Origin of the sequence: Streptomyces rectiverticillatus (genome assembly GCF_013394065.1) — a bacterium.
GTDB classification, from domain to species: domain Bacteria; phylum Actinomycetota; class Actinomycetes; order Streptomycetales; family Streptomycetaceae; genus Streptomyces; species Streptomyces rectiverticillatus.
This window is the reverse complement of record NZ_CP040752.1, coordinates 5,068,868-5,083,375: the sequence shown is the minus strand read 5'-3', so window position 1 is coordinate 5,083,375 and position 14,508 is coordinate 5,068,868. Positions and strand designations below refer to the sequence as shown.

Annotated in this window: 14 protein-coding genes; 3 read left to right on the top strand and 11 right to left on the bottom strand. The window is 69.8% G+C overall.

Annotation, left to right across the window (positions count from 1 at the left end):
* Window positions 1–66: 66 nt before the first annotated feature.
* The 3 genes from FGW37_RS22380 (at window position 67) to FGW37_RS22370 (ending at window position 4,349) form a co-directional block, all read left to right on the top strand.
* A complete protein-coding gene (locus FGW37_RS22380) occupies window positions 67–1,263 on the top strand; it encodes a sensor histidine kinase (protein ID WP_179082680.1) in 1,197 nt (398 codons plus the stop codon).
* Entirely contained in the window at window positions 1,260–1,949 is a 690-nt protein-coding gene (locus FGW37_RS22375; protein WP_246430504.1) for a response regulator, read from the top strand. The genes FGW37_RS22380 and FGW37_RS22375 overlap by 4 nt, the downstream gene beginning before the upstream one ends.
* Before the next feature lie 81 nt (window positions 1,950–2,030).
* Window positions 2,031–4,349 carry a glycoside hydrolase family 18 chitinase gene (locus FGW37_RS22370; protein ID WP_179082679.1) on the top strand — a complete coding sequence of 773 codons (2,319 nt, stop codon included), beginning with the start codon at window positions 2,031–2,033 and terminating at the stop codon, window positions 4,347–4,349.
* 46 nt (window positions 4,350–4,395) lie between these two features.
* Here the strand turns inward: FGW37_RS22370 and FGW37_RS22365 are convergent, their stop codons facing one another.
* From FGW37_RS22365 to FGW37_RS22315, 11 genes are all read right to left on the bottom strand, one after another.
* Complete coding sequence (locus FGW37_RS22365) at window positions 4,396–4,845, bottom strand: DUF2550 domain-containing protein (RefSeq protein ID WP_179082678.1); 450 nt, start codon at window positions 4,843–4,845, stop codon at window positions 4,396–4,398.
* Window positions 4,846–4,962: 117 nt separating this feature from the next.
* The gene (locus FGW37_RS22360) at window positions 4,963–5,337 is read right to left on the bottom strand and encodes a F0F1 ATP synthase subunit epsilon (protein ID WP_058046298.1); all 375 of its coding nucleotides are present in this window, start codon (window positions 5,335–5,337) and stop codon (window positions 4,963–4,965) included.
* A gap of 114 nt (window positions 5,338–5,451) precedes the next feature.
* Entirely contained in the window at window positions 5,452–6,894 is a 1,443-nt protein-coding gene (gene atpD, locus FGW37_RS22355) for a F0F1 ATP synthase subunit beta (protein ID WP_179082677.1), read from the bottom strand.
* Window positions 6,894–7,826, bottom strand: a complete 933-nt coding sequence (locus FGW37_RS22350) for a F0F1 ATP synthase subunit gamma (protein WP_179082676.1) — start codon at window positions 7,824–7,826, stop codon at window positions 6,894–6,896. Before FGW37_RS22350 ends, atpD begins: the two co-directional genes overlap by 1 nt.
* 2 nt (window positions 7,827–7,828) lie before the next feature.
* Complete coding sequence (gene atpA / locus FGW37_RS22345; protein ID WP_179082675.1) at window positions 7,829–9,400, bottom strand: F0F1 ATP synthase subunit alpha; 1,572 nt, start codon at window positions 9,398–9,400, stop codon at window positions 7,829–7,831.
* A 136-nt stretch (window positions 9,401–9,536) separates the two neighbouring features.
* On the bottom strand, window positions 9,537–10,352 hold the full coding sequence (locus tag FGW37_RS22340; protein ID WP_179082674.1) for a F0F1 ATP synthase subunit delta: 816 nt from the start codon (window positions 10,350–10,352) through the stop codon (window positions 9,537–9,539).
* Window positions 10,349–10,918, bottom strand: a complete 570-nt coding sequence (locus FGW37_RS22335) for a F0F1 ATP synthase subunit B (protein WP_179082673.1) — start codon at window positions 10,916–10,918, stop codon at window positions 10,349–10,351. The genes FGW37_RS22340 and FGW37_RS22335 overlap by 4 nt, the downstream gene beginning before the upstream one ends.
* 41 nt (window positions 10,919–10,959) lie before the next feature.
* On the bottom strand, window positions 10,960–11,211 hold the full coding sequence (gene atpE, locus FGW37_RS22330) for an ATP synthase F0 subunit C (RefSeq protein ID WP_087926250.1): 252 nt from the start codon (window positions 11,209–11,211) through the stop codon (window positions 10,960–10,962).
* Between the two features lie 76 nt (window positions 11,212–11,287).
* Window positions 11,288–12,097 (bottom strand): F0F1 ATP synthase subunit A, encoded by an 810-nt coding sequence (gene atpB / locus FGW37_RS22325; RefSeq protein ID WP_246430503.1) that lies wholly within the window; start codon window positions 12,095–12,097, stop codon window positions 11,288–11,290.
* A 258-nt stretch (window positions 12,098–12,355) separates the two neighbouring features.
* Window positions 12,356–12,793: a Cg1360 family ATP-synthase-associated protein gene (locus tag FGW37_RS22320; RefSeq protein ID WP_179082672.1), complete on the bottom strand. Its 438-nt coding sequence runs from the start codon at window positions 12,791–12,793 to the stop codon at window positions 12,356–12,358.
* Between the two features lie 309 nt (window positions 12,794–13,102).
* Window positions 13,103–14,473 (bottom strand): MraY family glycosyltransferase, encoded by a 1,371-nt coding sequence (locus tag FGW37_RS22315; RefSeq protein WP_246430502.1) that lies wholly within the window; start codon window positions 14,471–14,473, stop codon window positions 13,103–13,105.
* Window positions 14,474–14,508: the final 35 nt, after the last annotated feature.

Here is a 14,508-nt window from a genome sequence, read left to right as displayed (position 1 = left end):
TGCGCGCCCCGCCGCACCCTCCCGCGGCGCGTCCCCGCGGCCCCCGCCGCATGCTGTGATGTACGCATGCCCGTCCGCCTGCCCCGCCGCCCCGACCGCGACGCCGTCCTGATCGCGGCCGCAGGCCTGCTGGGCGGCCTGGCGCTGTGGTTCCTCGGGCTGCACAACAACCCGCCGCTGGCCGCTCTGCCCGGCTGGCTGTCGCTGGTCGCGCTGGGCGTCATGTGCGGCGCCGAGCTGCTGCGGCGCAGCGCCCCGCTGACGGCGCTCGCCGTCGGCACGCTCACGCTCGCCCTGGACATCTGCACGGGCTCGCTCGTCGCGACGATCGCGATGTACACGGACGTCGTCTACGCGGCGGTGCTCTACGGCCGGCCGTCCGTCGCCTGGCGCATCCCCCGCATCGCCGAGGTGCTGACCGTGCTGGGGACGCTGCTGGCCGTGGCGCTGATCCGCGAGCCGGAGGCGCTGCTGATCGGCTTCGGCTTCGGGGTGCTGATCGTCGCGCCGGCCTGGACCGGGGCGGGCATCCGCCGGCACCGCGACGCCGCGCGTGCGGCCCGGCTGGAGGCCGAGCGGACGGCGCTGCTGGCGGAGATGGACCGCCGCGAGGCCGTGGGCGCCGAGCGCGCCCGGATGGCGCGCGAGCTGCACGACATGGTCGCGGGCCACCTGTCGGCGATCGCGATCCACTCCACGGCGGCGCTGTCGATCGGGGAGGCGAAGGCGTCGGAGGAGGCGCTCACCGTGATCCGGGAGAACAGTGTGCAGGGCCTGGCCGAGATGCGCCGGCTCATCGGGCTGCTGCGGCAGACGGGCGGTGAGGAGGAGCCCGCGGCCACGCCCCGCCTCGACGGCGTGGACGCGCTCCTCGCCCACGCTCGCAAGGCCGTCCGCGACGACCGCTTCCGCTTCGTCCTGGACGACGGGCGGGGCCCGGTTCCGCTCCCGGCGCCGACCGAGCTCGCGGCGTACCGCATCGTCCAGGAGTCGCTGACCAACGCGGTCAAGCACGCGGCGCCGGGCGAGGTGACGGTGCGTCTGGCGCGCGAGGGCCGCAGGTGGCTGGCGGTGGAGGTGACGAGCGCCTACGGCGCGGATCCGGGGCCGCGGGCGCCGGGCGCCGGGGCGGGGCTGGTCGGCATGGGCGAGCGGGTGGCCCTGCTGGACGGGGAGTTCGAAGCGGGCCCGGTGGCGGGCCCGGACGGCAAGTGCTGGCGCGTGCGGGCGGTGCTGCCCGTACCGGAGGAAGGAACAGCGTGACCACCACACCCCCCGCGGACGCCCCCGCGATCCGCGTCCTGGTCGCCGAGGACCAGGCGTCCGTACGCTCCGGGCTGGTGCTGATCCTGCGCTCGGCGCCGGGCGTCGAGGTCGTCGGGGAGGCGGCGGACGGCGAGGAGGCCGTCCGGCTGGCCCGCGAACTGCGCCCGGACCTGGTGCTGATGGACGTGCAGATGCCGCGCCTGGACGGGGTGTCGGCGACCCGGCAGGTGGTCGCGGAGCAGCTCGCCGACGTCCTGGTGCTGACCACGTTCGACCTGGACGAGTACGTCTTCGGGGCGCTGCGCGCGGGCGCGGCGGGCTTCCTGCTCAAGGACAGCGACGCCGCCGGTCTGATCGCGGCGGTGCGGACGGTGGCGGCCGGGGAGGGGCTGATCTCGCCGGCGGTGACGCGCCGCCTGATCGCGGAGTTCGCGCGCCCGGCGCGGGGCCGGATGCCGGGCGCCGAGGAGCCCGCGGCGCTGGGGTCGCTGACCCGCCGCGAGCGCGAGGTGCTGGCGGCGCTGGGCGAGGGGCTGTCGAACGCGGAGATCGCGGGCCGTCTGGGGATGGCGGAGGCGACGGTGAAGACGCACGTCAGCAGGTTGCTGAACAAGCTGGAGCTGCGCAGCAGGGTGCAAGCGGCGGTGCTGGCCCGGGAGTTGGGATTGGTCCAGTCCTCTTGACCATTGGTACGGACCTTCTTACGCTCCCCGAGCAGCTGTGCACCCCCCACCTGTCCGCACCTCTCTCCGAGGAGCACCCCCTTGAGCACAGGAACCTCAGGAAGCATCGGCCGCACCTTACGAAGAGCGGTGGCCGCCCTGGCCACGCTCGCACTGCCCGCCACCGCGCTCGTCGGCCTGGTGGCCGCCCCGGCCCACGCGGCGCCGTCCGCGACGGCGTCATTCGCCAAGACCTCCGACTGGGGAACGGGCTTCCAGGCGGAGTGGACGGTCAAGAACACCGGCACCACGGCCATCACCGCCTGGACCGTCGAGTGGGACTTCCCCTCCACCACCACGGTCGACGCCTACTGGGACGCCCTGCTCACGAGCTCGGGCTCCCACTACACCGCCAAGAACCGCGAGTACAACGGCGCCATCGCCCCCGGCGCGAGCGTCACCTTCGGCTTCGTCGGCTCCGGTGACGGCGCCCCCACGAGCTGCCGGCTCGACGGCGGGCCCTGCGACGGATCCTCCGCGGACACCCCGCCGAGCGCCCCCGGGCAGCCCTCCTCCACCGGTGTCACGGCCGACAGCATCGCGCTGACGTGGGCCGCCGCCACGGACGACAAGGCCGTCAAGAACTACGACGTCTACCGCGGCGACGGCGTCGTCGGCACGGTCTCCGGCACCGCCTTCACCGACACCGGCCTCAGCGCCGGCACCGACTACACGTACAAGGTCGTCGCCCGCGACTCGGCCGGCCAGACCGGCCCGGCGAGCCCGCCCGCCACGCTCCGCACGAGCAGCGGCGGCGGCACCGACAAGCCGCCCTCCGCCCCCGGCACCCCGCAGGCGACCGCGGTCACCGACACCTCCGTCGCCCTCAAGTGGCCCGCCGCCACGGACGACAAGGGCATCAAGGACTACGACGTCTACCGCGGCACCGTGAAGGTCGCCACGGTCGGCAAGCTCGCCCACACCGACACCGGCCTCACCGCGGGCACCGACTACACCTACACCGTCGTCGCCCGGGACTCCGCGGGCCAGACCGGCAAGGCCAGCGCGCCGCTGACCGTGCGCACCACGGGCGGCGGTCAGCCGCAGCCCGGCGCCGGATACGCCAAGGTCGGCTACTTCGTGCAGTGGGGCATCTACGGCCGCGGCTACACCGTGAAGTCACTGGAGACCACGGGCGCCGCCGCCAAGCTCACCCACATCAACTACTCCTTCTCCAACATCCACCCCACCGACCTCACCTGTCTCAATGGGGTCACCAAGGCCACCACCCCCAACCCCCAGGACCCCAGCCAGGGCGACGGCGCGGGCGACGCCTGGGCCGACTACGAGAAGGGCTTCGGCGCCGGCGAGTCCGTCGACGGCGTCGGCGACACCTGGGACCAGAAGCTGGCCGGCAACTTCAACCAGCTGAAGAAGCTCAAGGCCAAGCACCCCGGCCTCAAGATCAATATGTCCCTCGGCGGCTGGACCTACAGCAAGTACTTCTCGGACGTCGCCAGGACGGACGCCTCCCGGCAGAAGTTCGTCAAGTCCTGCATCGACATGTACATCAAGGGCGACCTGCCGGTGACCAACGGTCGCGGCGGCCCCGGCGTCGCCGCCGGGATCTTCGACGGCTTCGACATCGACTGGGAGTGGCCCGGATCCGAGGGCCACGCCGGCAACCACGTCTCCAAGGACGACAAGGCCAACAACACCCTGCTGTTCGCCGAGTTCCGCCGGCAGCTCGACGCGCTGAGCGCGACGACGGGCAGGAAGTACCTGCTCACGGCCTTCACCCCGGCAGACCCGGCGAAGATCGAGGCCGGCTGGGACATCACCACCAAGGACGGCACGCCCAGCGTCTTCGACTACATGGACTTCGCCAACGTCCAGGGCTACGACTTCCACGGCTCCGGCAGCGACAACAGCTGGGAGCCCGGCCGCACCGGCCACCAGGGGAACCTCTACCAGGACGCCAAGGACCCGTACACGACGAAGTTCAGCGTCGAGAAGACCGTCCAGGCCTACCTCGACGCCGGGGTCGACCCGAAGAAGGTCGTGCTCGGGCTGGCGTTCTACGGGCGCGGCTGGCAGCAGGTCGCCGACGGCGGCGAGCGGGGCGTCTGGCAGACGGCGAACGGGGCGGCCCCGGGCCAGTTCCCGGAGGAGGCGGGGACGCGCGGCTACGACAACCTGATCGCGTCCGTCGCGGGCCTCACCGTCCACCACGACGAGCAGTCGGTCGCCACGTACGGCTACACCGGCAACAACGGGCAGTGGTGGACGTTCGACGACGTCTGGTCGATCGGCAAGAAGACGGCCTGGCTCAAGCCGAAGGGCCTGGGCGGCGTGATGATCTGGGAGATGTCGGGCGACAGCGGAACGCTGATGACCGCGGTCGACAACGGTCTCCGGTAAGCGCAGAGCGGCCTCGAACGCCACTGGCGTTCGAGGCCGCACCACGTCAAGCCACGTTGACCCGCTGCCCCGGAGGCGCCGCCTCCAGCCAGGCCAGGAACCCGGTGAGAGCGTCCTCGCTCATCGCCAGCTCCAAGCGCGTCCCCTGGTGCACACAGATCAGCACGACCGCGTCGGACAGCAGCGCGAGCTCCTCGTCCCCCTGCGGGGAGCGCCGCTCCAGCACCTCGATGGAGGCGCGCTCCAGCAGCCTCCGGGGCCGCGGCGCGTACGAGAAGACCCGGAACCACTCGATCCGGTCACTGTTGTAGCGGGCGACGCCGTACACCCAGCCCTTGCCGTCCGGTGTGGCGTCCTTCTCCGGGACGTTCCAGCGCAGACTGCAGTCGAACGTACCGCCGGAGCGCTGGATCAGGCGCCTCCGCAGCCCGAAGACGAAGAGCCCCACCAGCACCAGCAGGACGACGACGCCGCTCACGAGCAGAGCGAGGACCATCTCCACCGACCTCCTCGCAACATCTAGAGCAACGGGCTTGTATTGCCTCAGCCGCGGACCGCCCTGGAGTGTTCCAGTGCGGTCCGCGGCTGAGGGACGAACTCAGTGGGCCGTGGGCTAATGAACGCCCGCGACCGCACGCAGCCGGACGTCGGCGCGCCGCTCGGCGGCGGCGTCCGCCGCCGACTTGGCGCGCTCGAGCGCCCGCTCCGCACGCTTGACGTCGATCTCGTCGGCAAGCTCCGCGATCTCGGCGAGCAGCGAGAGCTTGTCGTCCGCGAACGAGATGAACCCACCGTGCACCGCGGCGACGACATTGCCGTCGGCGGTCCTGATGGTCACCGGGCCGGACTCCAGCACACCGAGCAGCGGCTGGTGGCCGGGCATGACGCCGATGTCACCCGATGTGGTACGCGCGATGACCAGAGTGGCCTCGCCGGACCAGACGCTTCGGTCCGCCGCGACCAGCTCGACGTGCAGCTCAGCAGCCAACGTGGCTCCTCGGGTCTTCACCTGCCGGGCACGGCAGGTGTTGGGTCAAAGAATAGGGGACGTGGCTGCCGGGGGCGGGAGCGCCCCGCCCCCGGCAGCTGACGAGCACGGGGCTCAGGAGACGCCCAGCTCCTTGGCGTTCTTCTTCAGGTCCTCGAGACCACCGCACATGAAGAAGGCCTGCTCGGGGAAGTGGTCGTACTCACCGTCGCAGATGGCGTTGAACGCCGCGATGGACTCGTCCAGCGGGACGTCGGAGCCGTCGACACCGGTGAACTGCTTCGCCGCGTGGGTGTTCTGCGACAGGAAGCGCTCGACACGACGGGCGCGGTGGACAACGAGCTTGTCCTCCTCGCCGAGCTCGTCGATACCGAGGATCGCGATGATGTCCTGGAGGTCCTTGTACTTCTGCAGGATCCCCTTGACGCGCATGGCGGCGTCGTAGTGCTCCTGCGCGATGTAGCGCGGGTCCAGGATGCGGGACGTCGAGTCCAGCGGGTCGACCGCCGGGTAGATGCCCTTCTCCGAGATCGGACGCGACAGAACGGTCGTGGCGTCCAGGTGGGCGAAGGTCGTCGCCGGGGCCGGGTCGGTCAGGTCGTCCGCGGGGACGTAGATCGCCTGCATCGAGGTGATCGAGTGACCACGGGTCGAGGTGATGCGCTCCTGCAGGATGCCCATCTCGTCCGCGAGGTTCGGCTGGTAACCCACCGCGGAGGGCATGCGGCCCAGCAGGGTGGAGACCTCGGAACCGGCCTGGGTGAAGCGGAAGATGTTGTCGATGAAGAACAGCACGTCCTGCTTCTGCACATCGCGGAAGTACTCCGCCATGGTCAGACCGGCCAGGGCCACGCGCAGACGGGTGCCCGGGGGCTCGTCCATCTGGCCGAAGACCAGCGCGGTCTTGTCGAGAACGCCGGCCTCCTCCATCTCGACCATGAGGTCGTTGCCCTCACGGGTGCGCTCACCGACACCGGCGAAGACGGAAACGCCCTCGTGCAGCTTCGCCACACGCATGATCATTTCCTGGATCAGCACGGTCTTGCCGACACCGGCACCACCGAACAGACCGATCTTGCCGCCCTTGACGTACGGGGTCAGCAGGTCGACGACCTTCAGGCCGGTCTCGAACATCTCGGTCTTGGACTCGAGCTGGTCGAAGGCCGGGGCCTTGCGGTGGATCGTCCAGCGCTCGGCGTCGGCGACCGTGGACGGGTCCTCGTTGAGGACCTGGCCCAGGGTGTTGAACACCTTGCCCTTGGTGACGTCGCCGACCGGGACGGTGATGCCCTTGCCCGTGTCGGCCACCGCGGCCTGGCGGACCAGACCGTCGGTGGGCTGCATGGAGATCGCGCGGACCAGGCCCTCGCCCAGGTGCTGGGCGACCTCGAGGGTCAGCGTCTTGCGAGCGCCCTCCTCGGCCGGGTCGTCGACCTCGACGTGCAGAGCGTTGTAGATCTCCGGCATCGCGTCGACGGGGAACTCCACGTCGACGACGGGGCCGATGACCCGCGCGACGCGGCCCGTGGCGGCGGCCGTCTCAACAGTGGTCGTCATTAGTTGTCACTCCCCGCGGTCGCGTCGGCCAGAGCGCTGGCGCCACCGACGATCTCGCTGATTTCCTGGGTGATTTCGGCCTGTCGGGCCGCATTGGCAAGCCGCGAGAGCGACTTGATGAGCTCTTCTGCGTTGTCGGTGGCGGACTTCATCGCACGACGACGGGCGGCGTGCTCGGAAGCCGCTGCCTGCAGCAGCGCGTTGTAGATCCGGGACTCCACGTACCGCGGCAGCAGTGCGTCGAGGACCCCTTCGGCCGACGGCTCGAAGTCGAACAGCGGCAGGATCCGGCCGGGCGTGGCAGTCGCAGCAGCCTCCTGCTCCGCGGGAGCCTTCTCCAGGCTCAGCGGCAGCAGGCGCTTGTCGGCCGGCGTCTGCGTCATCATCGAGACGAACTCGGTGAAGACGACGTGCAGCTCGTCCACGCCGCCCTCGGCAGTGTCCCGCTGGACGGCCTCGATCAGCGGCCCCGCGATGCGCTTGGCATCGGCGTAGGCCGGGCTGTCGGTGAAGCCGGTCCAGGACTCCGCCACCGGACGCTCGCGGAAGCCGTAGTACGCGACGCCCTTGCGGCCGACGATGTACGTGACGACGTCCTTGCCCTCGGCCTTGAGCCGCTCGGTGAGCCGCTCCGCCGCCTTGATGGCGTTGGAGGAGTAGCCGCCGGCCAGACCGCGGTCGCTCGTGACGAGCAGCACCGCGGCCCGGACCGGGTTCTCCGCCTCGGTGGTCAGGGCGTGCTTGGTGGTGGAGCCGGTGGCAACCGCGGTCACTGCCCGGGTGAGCTCACTGGCGTACGGAGTCGATGCGGCCACCTGGCGCTGTGCCTTGACGATGCGCGAGGCGGCGATCATCTCCATCGCCTTGGTGATCTTCTTGGTCGCGGAGACGGACTTGATCCGCCTCTTGTAGACCCGGAGCTGGGCACCCATGCTCAGCCCTCGCCCAGCAGCTTGCCGTCCGAGGTCTCGAACTGCTGCTTGAAGGACGCGATCGCGTCGCCCACGGCCTGCAGCGTGTCGTCGGACATCTTGCCGCCCTCGACGATGCTGGTCATCAGACCCTTGTGCTCGCGGTGCAGGTAGTCCAGCAGCTCGCGCTCGAAGCGGCGGATGTCCTCGACCGGGACCTCGTCCATCTTGCCGGTGGTGCCGGCCCAGATGGAGACGACCTGGTCCTCGGTGGAGTACGGGGCGTACTGGGCCTGCTTCAGCAGCTCGACCATGCGCTTGCCGCGCTCCAGCGAGGCCTTCGACGCGGCGTCCAGGTCGGAACCGAAGGCGGCGAACGCCTCCAGCTCACGGAACTGGGCGAGGTCCACGCGGAGCCGGCCGGAGACCTGCTTCATGGCCTTGTGCTGGGCGGAGCCACCGACTCGGGAGACCGAGATACCGACGTTCAGGGCCGGGCGCTGGCCGGCGTTGAACAGGTCGGACTCCAGGAAGCACTGGCCGTCGGTGATGGAGATGACGTTGGTCGGGATGAACGCCGAGACGTCGTTGGCCTTGGTCTCGACGATCGGCAGACCGGTCATGGAACCGGAGCCCATGTCGTCGGAGAGCTTGGCGCAGCGCTCCAGCAGACGCGAGTGCAGGTAGAAGACGTCACCCGGGTAGGCCTCACGGCCCGGCGGGCGGCGCAGCAGCAGGGACACGGCGCGGTAGGCGTCGGCCTGCTTCGACAGGTCGTCGAAGACGATCAGGACGTGCTTGCCCTGGTACATCCAGTGCTGACCGATGGCCGAGCCGGTGTAGGGGGCGAGGAACTTGAAGCCCGCCGGGTCGGACGCGGGGGCCGCGACGATCGTCGTGTACTCCAGCGCACCGGCCTCCTCCAGCGCGGCGCGCACGGAGGCGATGGTCGAGCCCTTCTGGCCGATGGCGACGTAGATGCAGCGGACCTGCTTCTTCGGGTCGCCGGTGCGCCAGTTGTCGCGCTGGTTGATGATCGTGTCGACGGCCAGCGCGGTCTTGCCGGTCTGGCGGTCACCGATGATCAGCTGACGCTGGCCGCGGCCGACCGGGGTCATCGCGTCGACGGCCTTGTAGCCGGTCTCCATCGGCTCGTGGACCGACTTGCGCTGCATGACCGTGGGGGCCTGCAGCTCAAGGGCGCGCCGGCCCTCGGTCGCGATCTCGCCGAGGCCGTCGATCGGGTTGCCCAGCGGGTCGACGACGCGGCCGAGGTAGCCCTCGCCGACCGCGACGGAGAGCACCTCACCGGTGCGCTGCACCGGCTGGCCCTCCTCGATGCCGCTGAACTCGCCGAGGACGACCGCACCGATCTCGCGCTCCTCGAGGTTGAGGGCGAGACCGAGGGTTCCGTCCTCGAACCGCAGCAGCTCGTTCGCCATGGCCGAGGGAAGGCCCTCGACCTTAGCGATGCCGTCGCCGGCAACGCTGACCGTACCGACCTCCTCGCGCGAGGCCGCGTCCGGCTTGTACGCCTGGACAAAGTTCTCCAGCGCGTCCCGGATCTCCTCCGGCCGGATCGTGAGCTCCGCCATCTGGGTTCCCTGCTCTCCTTGTTGGGCCCGAAGTATTTCTTCTCCGGAGGCTGGGTTCCGCAGCGGTGCTGCGGGCCCCCGGAGGACACCGTCGGCCCAACTCGGGCCGTCAGTCATGCTCTTGAGTTGGTGGCTGTCAGCCGGCCATCCGCCGGTCCGCCTCGGCGAGACGGTCCGCGATGCTGCCGTTGATGACCTCGTCGCCGATCCGCACCTGCACACCACCGATGAGCTCGGGGTCGATGTCCAGGTTGAGGTGGACACGGCGCCCGTACAGCTTGGCGAGCGCGTCGCCGAGGCGCTGCTTCTGGGCGTCGCTCATCGGCACCGCGGACGTGACCACTGCGACCACACGGTCCCGGCGGTCCGCGGCCAGCTTGGAGAGGGCGTTGAGCCCCGCCTCCAGGCTACGGCCCCGCGGCTGTGCCACAAGACGGACGACAAGACGCTCGGTGACCGGATTGGCCCGGCCCCCCAGCAGCTCCCGCACCAGCGCGGCCTTGGCCGAGCGGTTCGCGACCTTGTCCGTCAGCGCGGCCCGCAGCTCGGAGCTGGAGGCGACGATGCGGCCGAAGCGGAACAGCTCGTCCTCGACGTCGTCCAGGACACCGGCGCGCTCGGCGGCGATGAACTCGGCGCCGGAGGCCAGCTCCTCGATCGCGTCCACCAGGTCGCGCGAGCGCGACCAGCGGGAACGGACCATCCCGGAGACCAGGTCGGCGCACTCGCCGCCCACCTGGCCGCCGAGCAGACGCCCGGCCAGCTGGGACTTGGCCTCGCCCGGCTGGGCGGGGTCGGTCAGGACCCGGCGCAGCGACACCTCGCGGTCCAGCAGCGAGGTGACCGCGGCGAGGTCCTCGGCGAGCTTCACCGCGTCCACGGCGGTGTTGTCCGCCAGCGCGTCGAGGCGCTCACGTGCGGAGGCCTGTGCCTCCCGGCTCGCTCCGCTCATCGGTTCGCCTCTGCCTTCGTCGCACCGGCCGCCGCCTTGGCCTCGAGGTCGTCGAGGAAGCGGTCGATGGTCCGGCTCTGCCGGGCCGCGTCGGCGAGGGACTCACCGACGATCCGGCCGGCCAGGTCGCCGGCGAGCTTGCCCACGTCCTGGCGGAGCGAGGCCGAAGCGGCCTTGCGGTCGGCCTCGATCTGGGCGTGACCGGCAGCGATGATCTCCTCGCGCTGACGCTCACCCTCGGACCGCATCTCTGCGATCATCGACGCACCCTGCTCCTGCGCCTCCTGGCGCATGCGGGCGGCCTCATGGCGGGCGTCGGCGAGCTGGGCCCGGTAGTCCTCGAGCACCTGCTGCGCCTCGGCCTGGGCGGCCTCGGCCTTCTCCATGCCGCCTTCGATGGCCTCGCGGCGCTCGTCCAGAGTCGAGTTGATCTTCGGGAGGAGCTTCTTGCCGAGGAAGATGAAGACGATGGCGAAGGCGATCAGGCCGATGACGAGCTCTGGGAGCGGGGGCAGGAGCGGGCTTTCCAGCTCCCCCTCGCTCGCCAGGACTGCCAGGGGATTCACATCAATGCCTTCCGTCGAAAACAGTGGTCGTCAGGCTGTGATCAGGCGGACGGGTAGACGAACGGCATGACCAGACCGATCAGGGCGAGCGCCTCACAGAAGGCGAAGCCGAGGATCTGGTTGGCGCGGATCAGGCCGGCGGCCTCGGGCTGGCGGGCCAGGGCCTGGGTGCCGTTACCGAAGACGATGCCGACGCCGACGCCGGGGCCGATCGCGGCGAGGCCGTAGCCGATCGAGCCGAGGTTGCCCTTGATCTCGACACCAGCGGCGATGGTCTGGAGAGCAGCAGACATGCTCGTTCTTCCTTCTCTTTCACGGACCGGTGGGGGTTGGCCACCGGACGACTGTTGGTCTGGGGAGCGGGGGTGCTCAGTGGTGCTCTGCGAGCGCGCCCTGGACGTAGTTGGTGGCCAGCAGCACGAAGACGTACGCCTGGACGGCCTGGATGAACAGCTCGAAGGCGGTCATCACGACGGTCATCACGAAGGAGACGCCGGCGTAGGCGATGCCGATCCCGTTCAGCAGGTACCAGCTGGCGATGGTGAACATCAGGATCAGCAGGTGACCGGCGAACATGTTGGCGAAGAGCCGCACCGCGTGGGTGAAGGGCCGGATGATCACGTTCGAGAAGAACTCGAGGACCACGGCGAGCGGGAGGATCGGGCCGAGCGACTTGTCGTAGCCGACGATGTTCTTCAGGCCGCCGACGAAACCGTGCTTCTTGAACGTCAGGTACATCCACAGGACGTAGACGATCAGGGCGAGCGCCGCCGGGAAGGCGATGATCGACGTCACCGGGAACTGGGCGACCGGAATGATCGACCAGAGGTTCATGATCCAGACGAAGAAGAACAGCGAGACCATGAAGGGGACGTACTTCTCGCCCTCCTTCTTGCCGAGCGAGTCGTAGACGATGCCGCGGCGCACGAAGTCGTAGCCCGCCTCACCGACCATCTGCAGCTTGCCGGGGACCACCTTGGCCCGGCCGAAGGCCGCCCAGAAGAAGCCGATGACGATGACCGTGGTCAGCACGGCCAGCAGCATGGGCTTGTTGAACTCGATGCCGCCGACGGTGAAGAGCGGCTCGAACAGGAACGAGTGGAGGCCCGGGGCTGGGAAGCCGCACCCATCGAAGATGTGGCAATCGGTCTCGAAGGCGAGCATCTGGTCAGCACTCACCGCGAGCTCCTTCAGCGTGGCGCATAGGTACGGCAACCTCGTTGTGTCGGCGCGGCGCACAGCCGCGGAACGGCACTGGACTGGTCTTGCGGATGGGGGGGCGGGTGATCGGCGCGGGGCCGGTCGCGGGCATCAGCTGCATGGACTGCCGATTCCGTCCCGGGAAACTCGGGTGTTCAGCTGCCTGCGCCCACTGTGCCTCAGATGGCACCGGACGATAGCAGGTGAGCGTCGGCACCTTTATCGCGGCCCTACCGGTCACGTCGGAGACCCGGCGGGCGCGGACTTCTTCGCCTCGGCGGATTCCGGATCGACATAAAGGATCTTGGCCTTCAGATACGCCCGGGTCTGCGCGGCAGTCCACACGAGGACCGCGCCGAGCAGCGCGAAGGCGAACGCCCGGGTGTTGAACAGCGACGTGTCCCGGAAGACCGCGAGAACGACCGCGGAGATCAGGAACTGCGTCACGTAGAGCACCAGACCCATGGCCTGGAACAAGTGCGGGAAGGACTTCGCCGTGCGCTGGAGAACGAACAGGCCCAAGGCCATCACGCCGCCCGCCACGAGGGTGCCGACGACGGCGCCGACCGCACCCTTGCCGCCGGCGAGCACACCGCTCACGGCGGCGGCGACGATGCCGGCCACGGCGGTCGGGACGGCGCACTGGAAGAGTGTTCGGGCGTCGTTGGACTGCATGAAGGGTTTCTCCGGCGATGAGGTCGGAAGCAACGATTCGTCGTGGACGAGCGTATCCCCGGAAATGCTCGTGACTTGCGACGGAGGACCGCCGCACTACGGTCCTTCGGCTCCAGCACCGGGTTTCGTGAACGGTATCACAAACTATTTGATGAGGTCTTTACCTACATCGTGTGCCCGACGTCACACGCAAGGGTCACGTCGCTGGTCATAGCGCTGACGAGCCGAAAGATCTCTGATAGAGACACCGGCTCGCATTTTCGCCCGGATGCTTCTCCCGACCCCCGGAATGGATGCCTCCGGATGGGCTCAGCGGTTGCTGCTGATCCTCCGGGCGTGCGCGAAGCGCGAGCGGTCGCCGATGGCCGTGGCCCCGTGCACCCCGGCCGGCACGGGCTCGCGCCCCGCCCCTTCCTCCACGGGTTCCGCATCGGCCGGCACGGCCTCCGCCGCCGGCTCCGCCCCGGCCGCCTCCGCACCGGCCGCCTCCGGCTCCGCGGCGGTCACCTTGCGGCGGCGGTAGCGCGGCGGCACGAACGCCTCGGCCCAGCGGGGGGCGCGCGGCTTGAAGCGCGGCAGCAGCAGGAGGACGAGTCCGGCCGCGCTCAGCGCGACGATCAGCAGCAGGATCCAGGTGCTGGCCGAGTGCACGGAATAGGCGACCGTGCCGAAGGCGATGAGCCCCGACCAGAAATACATGATCAATACCGCACGGCTGTGCGAATGGCCGATTTCCAGCAGCCGGTGGTGCAGGTGGCCGCGGTCCGCGGCGAACGGCGACTGCCCGTTCCAGGTGCGCCGCACGATGGCGAGCAGCAGATCCGCCACCGGCACCGCGATCACCGTCAGCGGCAGCAGCAGCGGGATGTAGACCGGCACCGTGGCGTGCACGACCGCACGCTCCGAACCGCCCGTGAACGCATTGAGCACATCGGGGTCGACCTGGCCGGTGATGGAGATGGCGCCCGCGGCGAGCACGAGCCCGATGAGCATCGAGCCCGAATCACCCATAAAGATACGTGCAGGGTGCATATTGTGCGGGAGGAATCCCAGGCACATGCCCATCAGGATCGCGGCGAACAGCGTCGCGGGCGCGGCCGCCTCCACGTTGTGGCCGAACCACAGGCGGTAGGCGTAGAGGAAGAACGCGGCGGCGGCGATGCACACCATTCCGGAGGCCAGGCCGTCCAGGCCGTCGACGAAATTGACCGCGTTGATGGTGATGACCACGAGGGCGACCGTCAGCAGCGTGCCCTGCATGGGGGTGAGCCCGACCGTGCCCACGCCGGGCACCGGGATCCACAGGATCGTCAGGCCCTGGAGCACCATCACACCGGCGGCGATCATCTGCCCGCCCAGCTTGACCAGGGCGTCCACGCCCCACTTGTCGTCCAGCACGCCGAGGATCCAGATCAGCCCGGCGCCGGACAGCAGCGCCCGCGGCTCGCTGTGCAGCTCGAAGACCTTGCCCAGGTTCGACAGGTGGGCCGCCACCAGCAGGCCCGCGCACAGGCCGCCGAACATCGCGATACCGCCGAGCCGCGGCGTCGGTTCCCGGTGCACGTCGCGCGCGCGGATCTCCGGCATCGCGCCGGCCACGATCGCGAACTTCCGCACCGGTCCCGTCAGCAGATAGGTGACTGCCGCGGTGACGCACAGCGTCAGCAGGTATTCACGCACGGGCTGCCCCAGAGGTCGCGCTGGACATCACAGCC